Raw genomic sequence first — 9,599 nt, 5'->3', positions numbered from 1 at the left:
ACCTATCCGTTTTATCATGAGGGGGCACAATCATACTCGTCATTGGGAGTTTTCTTCCTCAGTAATAAAACTCCCAATGACGACCAATTAGATTGCTACTTTAACGATAGAAGTTTCACATAAAGCACAGAAATGCACTTTTCTCTTACTCAGATACATCTCTTAATTTTTTTACTTCACAGATTTTACCCTATCTAGTATTTTCATAATTAACTCGCCCACGATGTCAGCTTGATGTAGTAAAAACATATGACCACCATTAACTGTTAGAAAATGAACCTCATTGCCCCATTCTACCCACTTCTTAGCCCCTTTTACTGTATAATTAGAGTCTGTTGTTCCACTAATAATATATAGGGGCGCTTTCAACAATGTTGTGTCATCATTTATATAATTCTCAATGGCACGAAAGTCTGATCGAATAACTGGAAGGATATAGTTTAAAAGCTCCTGATGTTGTAATACTTCATCTGGTAATCCTCCCAAAGACTTTATATAATCTATAAAGTCTTTATCATCTAAATGATTTGTTTTTCTTCTTATTTCCGGTGGATTCATAGCAGAGATAATAACATTTTTAGGATTTATGCCCTTACTTTCTAAAATTTGAGCCATACGGTGAACTATAATTCCTCCCATGCTATGGCCAAATAATGTAACCTCTCCCTCTAAAATTGGTTGCATCTCCATTAAATATAAATTAACAAGATCATCTATGTTATCAACTAGTGGCGAAAGATTAGGACCATGGCCTGGAGGATCAAATGAAATAAGTTTTATATCTTTTGGTAAATAATTCTTTAAAGGTAAAAAAGAATTCGAATAGCCCCCAGCATAAGGAACACAAACCAAATATTTGTTACTATTCAATCCTGGCGATAAATCTTTCATTAATTTTCTCAAGTGACTTCTCCTTTATTAAATAAAATTTTCATCAAATAGTTGTTTAATCAAACAAATTATCAATTTCTTCATCACTAAGGTTTAAGGTTTCAAAATCTGATGAAGTAAATTCTTTTCTTTGCATTTGACAACAGGATTGGATATATGTCTGTAGTCGTTCTAAATAATCTGAAAATAAATTTTCTACAAAATTCTTTTGAAAATGACTTGTACTAAATGTCACATGAATTTCTAAGCTTTTATTCTTAACCATGGCCACAATATCCAATAATGCAGTAATATGATTATCTTTTGATTGTTCACTGCCACTTTGATAATCAACAATAGTAAACCATCCATCCCCGAGAGAATTATCTATCTCTCCTAAATAGTTAAAACGAATTATATTTTGAGTTAAATCTTTGCAAGAAGGAAACTTCTCTTTAAGAATTCCATATCCAATTCCCTTATTAGGTCTTTTACGAACCTCTTCTTTAACACTCTTTATTTGATTAGCAATATTATGCGAAACTTGTAATACAATAGGATACATCGTTGTAAACCACCCTACTGTACGTGAAATATCAAGATGCTCAAATAATTCCTCTCGACCATGACCTTCTAACTCAAATTTAATTTGATCTTGGTTTGTATATTTACCTAAATTTTCTGTCAACACAGCAAGTAACAACTCCATTGGTTGTGTATTGTAAGGCACATTTGCAGTAGTTAATAGTTTTCTTGTATCATCTGCATTCAATGTAAAGGTAAGAGTCGTACAACTTTCAACAGTACTATTTTCTTTTTCTCTATTAATTTGAAAATTATTATCTAGCGTGTTATCTATGGATTCCCAATAATCTAATTCAGCATGTACTAAATTAACTCCTCGACTATTTAAAGCTTCAGACCAATCTTGGAAAGAGTTAGTTTTTAATGGTAGCGATGGAACTTCTCCTAAATACAAGCTATTCAAACATCGGTTTGCATCTTCAATTAAAATACGCCAGGACACAGCATCAACAATAAGGTGGTGTGCAGTTAATAATAACAACTGTTGATCATTTGAAAGCTGGAATAAGGCCCCTTTAAATAATGGTCCTACATTCAAATTTAAACTTCCTTTTAACTCTTCACCTTTTATATGAACCTGATTCAAAGCCATTTCAATTGGAATTTCAGACAAATCAAACATGGTAACCTTAGAATCAACAATGGACATATCTTCGTCATAATAGAAGTAATCCTGCTTATCCTCATACCTTAACCGTAACAAATCATGATGATGCATGATCGTATTTAACATCTTATTAACATATTCTTCTTTAACCGGCTTCTTCAAAGACAGTAATACCGATTGATTCCAATGATGCGGGTTCTTAAACTGTTGATCAAGGAACCAACGCATAATAGGAGTAGGCTCTACCTTTCCTGTTACCAATGTTTGTGAGACTGTAACATCTTTTTGTTTAACTAATATTGCTGCCAATTCACTTACAACTGGATAATTTAGTACATCTTTAACTCTAACTTTCCATCCCAGTTCTTGTAATCTAGCGCTCACTTGGATCGCTTTAATAGAATCTCCACCTAAATGATAAAAATTACTATGCAATTCGATTCTATCAGTCTGTAATATTTCCTTGAGAACTTCACTAACCATTCCAGTAACATCTTCATCTACTTCTTCTAAATGAGTATGATTAGAACCGTTATTTAACATCGGATCTGGCAACGCTTGACGATCTACCTTTCCATTGATAGTAAGCGGTAGCTGATCCATATAGATAAAAAATGAAGGAATCATATAACTTGGTAGCATATGCGAAATAAAACTGCGTATTTCTATATTTTGAACACTGTCTTTCAAAACAATGTAAGCAACTAGATGATTTGAATTATCCTCACCTTGCCAATTCACCACTACTACATCTTTAACAGACTTGTGTTGTAACAGTGCATTCTCAACTTCCCCTATTTCAATACGATATCCTTTAACTTTCACTTGAGAATCCATCCGTCCTTGATACTCAATTAATCCATTTGGCAACATGACAGCTAAGTCACCACTTCGATACATCTTCTCACTCGAAATAAATGGATTGGATAAAAAACGTTGCGCTGTTAAATCCGGACGATTTAAATAACCTTTAGCTACCCCATCACCCGATATATAAATTTCTCCTTTTACACCAATAGGAACCGGCTGAAGATTCTTATCCAATAAATATATTTGAACATTATCAGCTGGTGTACCAATTGGTACGGATGCTCTTCGATCTAGATCTGGATCATAACGATGAATCATACATCCAACCACAGTTTCAGTTGGTCCATATTCATTAATTATTTCAACTTTACCGCTAAAAAGATCATATACCTTTTCGGCTACTGAGGTTTTCAAATCCTCTCCACCCACAATCAATCTGCGAAGAGATGAAACTCTTGGAGGTGCATAGTTATTTAACAATGCTAAATGTGAAGGCGTAACTTTCAACACTGTTACTACATTTTCCTTGAGTATTTTTGACAAAATAAACTCATCTTCATTATCATGATATATTACTAACAATAAACCACTTATTAAAGGAGTGAATATTGAAGTTACTGTTAAATCAAAAGAAACGGATGAATATAATGCAAAAACATCATTTTCACTACTAATATAGTTCTTTTTAGCCCAGGAAATATAGTTAACCAATCCACGTTGAGTGATTACAGTTCCTTTAGGATTCCCCGTGGTTCCAGAGGTATAAATTATATATATTGGATCATTTGATGCAGTTACTAGGGTTAGATTGGCATTATCTCCTTCATAAAGTTTCTGATCACATATATTAATTTTCTCACCTAAATATTCTAAATTACCCTCATTTGTATAGTCAGTTAAAAGTAATGTTGTGCCGCTATCATTCAAAATATAACGAATTCGGTCCTCTGGGTAGGAAGGATCTATAGGCAAATATGTACCTCCAGCCTTAATAACTCCCAAAATTGCAATTACTATCTCAAGTGAATGTTTAGCTAGTATACCCACGACTTGACCATTTTTGACTCCTTTTTCTCGTAACTTTCTTGCTAACTGATTAGATTTCTTATTTAATTCAAGATAAGTCATTGATCTATCAGCATGTTGAATTGCTATTTTTTCTGGTGTCTGTTTTACTTGTTCTTCAAATAATTCTTGAATAGTTTTTTCTTTCGGATACACAACAGCTGTATTGTTAAATTTCTCTAACATAAACTTTTGCTCATCATCCGATAACAAAGATAATTCTTTTATCGATTGATCTTCATTACGTAAAACTTGTTCTATTAAAGCTAAAAACCTCTCATGCATACAATTGATTTGATCTTCTTCAAAATCCGCGACTTTATAATCATATTGAATTTCTAAACCTTCATCTGCCCATTCCTTAATAACTAACTGCAATGAATAGGCTTGGTAGCCACTATAAAACTCCACGTTTTCTAAAGAAAATCCATCGATAGTATTTTTAAGTTTTGTATTATAGTAATTCACACTATATTGAAATAAACCATCGTATCCTTTACTAGTCAATTGCAAGTCTTTTACCAATAAGTTGTAAGGATAACGCTGGTGAAATAGACATTGTTTTATTTCATGATTTACTCTTTTAATGAAAGATAGAACACTCTCATCTTCATCCACATTTAACCGTAACGGCATTGTGCTAGTAAACATACCTACTATTTTCTTTTCTAGTACACCGGAACGATTTAGTACAGGAGATCCAATGATTATGTCTGATTGATCATACATTTTATGAATATAAATAAGCATAAAGGTTGAAAATAATGTATTCATAGATATTCTATGTTTTTGTATAAAAGACTGTAGAGCAACCGATTTTTCTTTTTCAATTAAAAATATCTTTCGTTTCCCTTCTAGAGAATGAGATGTTTTTGATAAAAAGAAATCTGGCAGATTCATAAATTTCTCATTCCAATAATTCTTATTTTTTACGTATCGAGGGGATTCCAGATATTTCTCCTCTGCTTGTAAATAAGACAGATAAGTAGATTCAACCGTATCATTTATATGCTCATCATTCTTTAACTTAGAGTAAAAATCGATAATTTGACTCGTCATAAGTTGGATTGTCCAACCATCAGCTATAATATGATGAAACTTAACAAAATAGGAGCTTTCTACATCACTTATTTTCAAGAGCACAAATTCAAACAGAGGGCCTCCTTCAAGTGGAATTTTTTTTTGAAATTCATCCTGGGCCCATTTTCTAGCTTCTAAACTTGGATTATGATGATTAGAAAAATCAATTAAACGTATTGGTGTAGGTTCAAATGGTGATATATATTGGTGGGGTTCTCTATGTTGTTGAAAAATCCGTAGACGTAAACCATCATTTTTCTTAATGAATAATTGAATTGCTTTTTCTAAAATTGTAAAATTAATTTCCCCCTTAATAAGAACCATCCCTCCGATGTTATACATAGATGTGTTTGGATAAATTTGTTCATTATACCAAACTCTTTTTTGTGGATGCGTAAGAGAATGCTTTACAATTGTTTGTTGCATATTTCCACTTCCCCTCTATCCACATCCGTTGGTGTTTCCGGAAATTGTATATTAATATAGTGAGGATAAGGATTTATATTCTCAAGATTATGTTCTAAAATTAATATTCCATTTTCGTTGCTAGTTTCCTTAAATCCAGCTAATCGGTACGTAACAAACATCATACGGTTACGGTCAGTCTGTCGAAACTCAGCCAAAAAGCGTTTACCTGCCTGTTTTGTTCTTTCCATTAGATATGTGAGGAGTATAGTACCAACGCCACGGGACATTACACGACAAGACATGAGAAGAAGTTTTAGGCAGTCGGCTTCCTCCGTCCTTTTTACAAGTGTTAAACCAATCTTCCCATAGGAGCCATATTTATCTGATAACTCACAAACTAATAATAAATAATCTGGATGATTACGATAATAGTTTAATTCATCATAATCATAGGTAATACCAGTCGAATTTAATTGATTCGTACGTACTGTTAACTCCTCTGCCCGCTGCAAATCTTCCTCACGAGCCTCACTAATCACAAAATTCATCCCAAGTGAAGCTAAAAATTCTTCTTTTGGGCCTTCATATTCTTCTTCATCCTTCGTTCTCTTAAGATTTTCTAAATACATCAGTCTTCGACGACCTGAATCTTCTGTAATTCTTTTTGGTTGTAGTCGTGGCAAGTCTAATAACGACTTATATTCATTTACATGTATACACAGAATATCATTATGAACGCTCTGTACTTCTTCTAATTCAAAAGGTTGGTCATCAATGAACGCAAAAGTATCAATACCTATGTTTAAATTTTTTCTAATTTTCTCAATGGAACTAGATTTAGAGTTCCAATGAATCTCCGGATATAAAAAATACTCTTCTATTCCAAATTCCCGTAATTTAGCTATTGCATCTTCGTAGTTATTTTTACTAGCAACTGATTGCAGTATTCCACGTCGATCTAATTCACATATAATTTCATAAATTCCAGGTTTTAAAGTAACTGTACCACTCTCTAATAAAACACCATCCCAAATTGTACAATCTAAGTCCCAAACAACACATTTAATTTCCTTACTCATAATAATGCCTCCTTTGTTTTATTCATTTTCACAGTTCCCATCTCCATCACTATAAGCTTATCTGCCAAATGAAAATATTGATCGTCGTGAGTAATAGCAATAATACATTTACCCTTCGCTCGCATTTGAGGTAACAATTCTTCATAAAAGAAGCGTCTATAACCAGGATCTTGATCCGCTGCCCATTCATCAAATAAAAGTATAGGTCGATCTTCCAAATACGTAACCAGCAATGCCAACCTTTTCTTTTGTCCAGTTGATAGTTGCGTAGTAGTAAAGCGTCCATTCTCAATGCCAACCTTGTCACTCAGTTGGAGAAGTTCTAAATAATGATCGATTTCTGCTTTCATTCCTTCTGTATTAATTCCATATAGCCTATCAAAAACATGAAAATCACTCAGGATAGCTGAATAGTATTGATTCAATTCCTCTGGAGCTATTTCTTTTCCATTTAATAAAACGTTACCTTCATTAGGTTCATATAACCCAGTAATCAGTTTTGATAAAGTAGATTTTCCACTCCCATTACCACCAGCAATAAAGACTATTTCTCCAGAATTAAAGTCCATGTCTATTGGACCAATACCAAAACCAGTAAAATCTCCATCTTTATTCTTATACTTATAACTTACATTTTGTAGCTGCAAACAAATTGGCACATCTAAGTACTCTTTTGTTGTTGCGATTTGCTCATTTGCCTTTATATGATCTACACTCTTCACCATTTGTTGAATACGTTGCCAAGAAATACGTACATTTACGAGCTGAGGGATACCGCCCAGTATTTCATTAACTGGACCTGTCATATACAGAAAAACAATTACATAGTTACTTATCGTCTCTTTTGGCATATTAACAAAAATTTCTGGAAATACGAAAACTACAATACCAATAACAAAAATGAATAATAGTTCTCCCAGAACAAACACATTTGCAAATTTAATATCTCCTATCGTTCGTTTAACACGATAGTTATTACAGCTTTCATTCATAACTTCTCGAAAATCGTTTCGTTTTCCAGTATGAAGCCTAAGCTCTTTGAAACCATGCCTTAGATCACCAATCAAACGAAAATATACATTCTGAATATCTCTTGTTTCATTCCAAACTTTATCTGCTTGTCGTCCGATCAAAGAATATACCCCTGCAGTAATAAAGATGATACACAAGGATAGTAAAAAGGCATACATATTCATTACACCAAGATAGAGAAAACAAAATAGTAACGTTAATAAACTTGTTCCAGCAGTAACTAATAGATTGAGAGAACGAGAGATAACTTCCGTATCGTTATTTAATGTCGCCTCTATTCGGCCCTTCTCAATCAACTCCAATTTGTAATAAGGAGTCTGTAACAACTTATCTGTTAATTCCATCCTTTTTTCATAAACTAGCTCGTTTGTATACGATACAATGCTAGTTCTAATAATACGTTGTGAAAAGATATACATAACGATTCCAAGTACAAAGTAAAACAACAAGCCATTTTCCAAATTATTTGATCTAACAAACGTTTCATTAATCACAAAAATGAGAAAGGCATTACCAAATCCTGATATTAATCCCAAAACAATTAAAGTCAAAAGCGACTTTCCCTTTTGTCTTGGAAAACAAAGATTTAAGAATGTATGGATAACATAGGCCAAACCCACCCCAGCAATTGCATATATTGCAAGGACAACAGTTGAAGGAGCCCAAACTTTTATAAATGCCCACGGAAGCCCTCCAAACAAGAGATTTGGTAGTTGATAAAGTGCATAAATCATTAGCCCATATATCGCAACAACTAATACCATATGTAACCATGTTTTTCCCGTTGGTAATATAAACTTTCTTTTTCTAAAAATAATCTCCCTGATTAAATGAAATAACATGACCAATAACGTTAGTAAACACAAAGATGAGATCACAAATAAGGCTGTTCCTATTTGATCCGTTTTCTTATATTCATCATAGAGTAACGGTTTAACTTCTTTATCTATCATCATATTTAAAAGACTGCTACCGATATAGTAAGTGTAATTACTATTCAGATTTGCTAATACTACGACCCCTATCTGTTCCTCATCACGGAAACCAATATACGATGAATAATTTGGGTTACTTCCACCATGTGAAATTTCCCCTCCACCACTTTGATAGACCTCCCATCCAGCTGCATATGAAGCTCCATTGCTATCTGGGGCAACCTTTCTATTCGCTTTATGAGAATCGTTAATCAATTCCTCCGGAAACATCCTAGGCTTTTCAACCCCAAGCTGTAATTTTAACCATCTTTCCATATCATTTATATTTGAAATAAAATATCCAGCCGGTGTATTCCCCCTATAATTAGGAGCGTCATAGGGTAATGATTGTAAGAAATTACGCTTGTAACCTTGGGCCATGTTATCTAATGGGGCCATCCCACGTCCAGCGTATGTACTCAATAAATCCAACTTTGATAGCACATGATCTTGAACATATCTTTCAAATGATTGATTAGTTGCCTTCTCGATTACTAAGCCTAATAGATCGTAGTTAACCGTAGAATATTCAAAACTGCTACCCGGCTCTCGGTTTAGTCCTATTGGCATAACATTTCTAATCGTTTTCTCAATAGAATCTTTGCCATTGGTTATAGGAATATATCCAATGGCCTTTTCCGGTATTCCACTAGTATGGTGTAATAAGTCATAAAGTGTAATTTCATAAGGTTTTCCTTTATACTCCATTTCAAACCATGAAACATATTTAGTTAAAGAATCACTAAGTTTAATTTTCCCTTCTTTTTCTAGCTGCAATACAGCTAATGCCGTAAAAGCTTTTGAAGTAGAACCTAGCTCGAAAAGCGTCTCATTCGTAACTTGACGTTTTTTGTCTGTATTGGCATAGCCATAATTCTTCTTATAAATCGTTTCGTTTCCTTTTACAATTACTACTGAAAGTCCAGGAATACCCGCTTGAGATATTTGTTCTTCTATATGCTTCTGTATTTTCTTCTCATTAAACTGTACCGTTTCCTGTGCTTCCACCTGTCGATAAGGGAGTACTATTAAAGTCATTAAAATGATAAACTTCAACCATATGTTTAACTTCATATTTTTAGCCCTCTT

General features: G+C 33.5%; 4 protein-coding genes. All 4 read right to left on the bottom strand.

Annotated features, from left to right (window positions below; genetic code table 11):
- Window positions 1-171: 171 nt before the first annotated feature.
- From NST86_RS29030 to NST86_RS29015, 4 genes are read right to left on the bottom strand one after another with little or no spacing between them, the layout of a single operon-like run.
- A complete protein-coding gene (locus tag NST86_RS29030; protein WP_001228849.1) occupies window positions 172-903 on the bottom strand; it encodes a thioesterase II family protein in 732 nt (243 codons plus the stop codon).
- A gap of 43 nt (window positions 904-946) precedes the next feature.
- Window positions 947-5,443: a non-ribosomal peptide synthetase gene (locus NST86_RS29025; RefSeq protein WP_061663556.1), complete on the bottom strand. Its 4,497-nt coding sequence runs from the start codon at window positions 5,441-5,443 to the stop codon at window positions 947-949.
- Complete coding sequence (locus NST86_RS29020) at window positions 5,425-6,504, bottom strand: HAD-IIIC family phosphatase (protein WP_000031543.1); 1,080 nt, start codon at window positions 6,502-6,504, stop codon at window positions 5,425-5,427. Before NST86_RS29020 ends, NST86_RS29025 begins: the two co-directional genes overlap by 19 nt.
- A complete protein-coding gene (locus tag NST86_RS29015) occupies window positions 6,501-9,584 on the bottom strand; it encodes a cyclic peptide export ABC transporter (RefSeq protein WP_061663555.1) in 3,084 nt (1,027 codons plus the stop codon). Before NST86_RS29015 ends, NST86_RS29020 begins: the two co-directional genes overlap by 4 nt.
- Window positions 9,585-9,599 lie beyond the last annotated feature (15 nt).

This window comes from Bacillus sp. FSL L8-0199, assembly GCF_038005705.1.
GTDB classification, from domain to species: domain Bacteria; phylum Bacillota; class Bacilli; order Bacillales; family Bacillaceae_G; genus Bacillus_A; species Bacillus_A cereus.
This window is presented reverse-complemented; position numbering and strand designations above follow the sequence as displayed.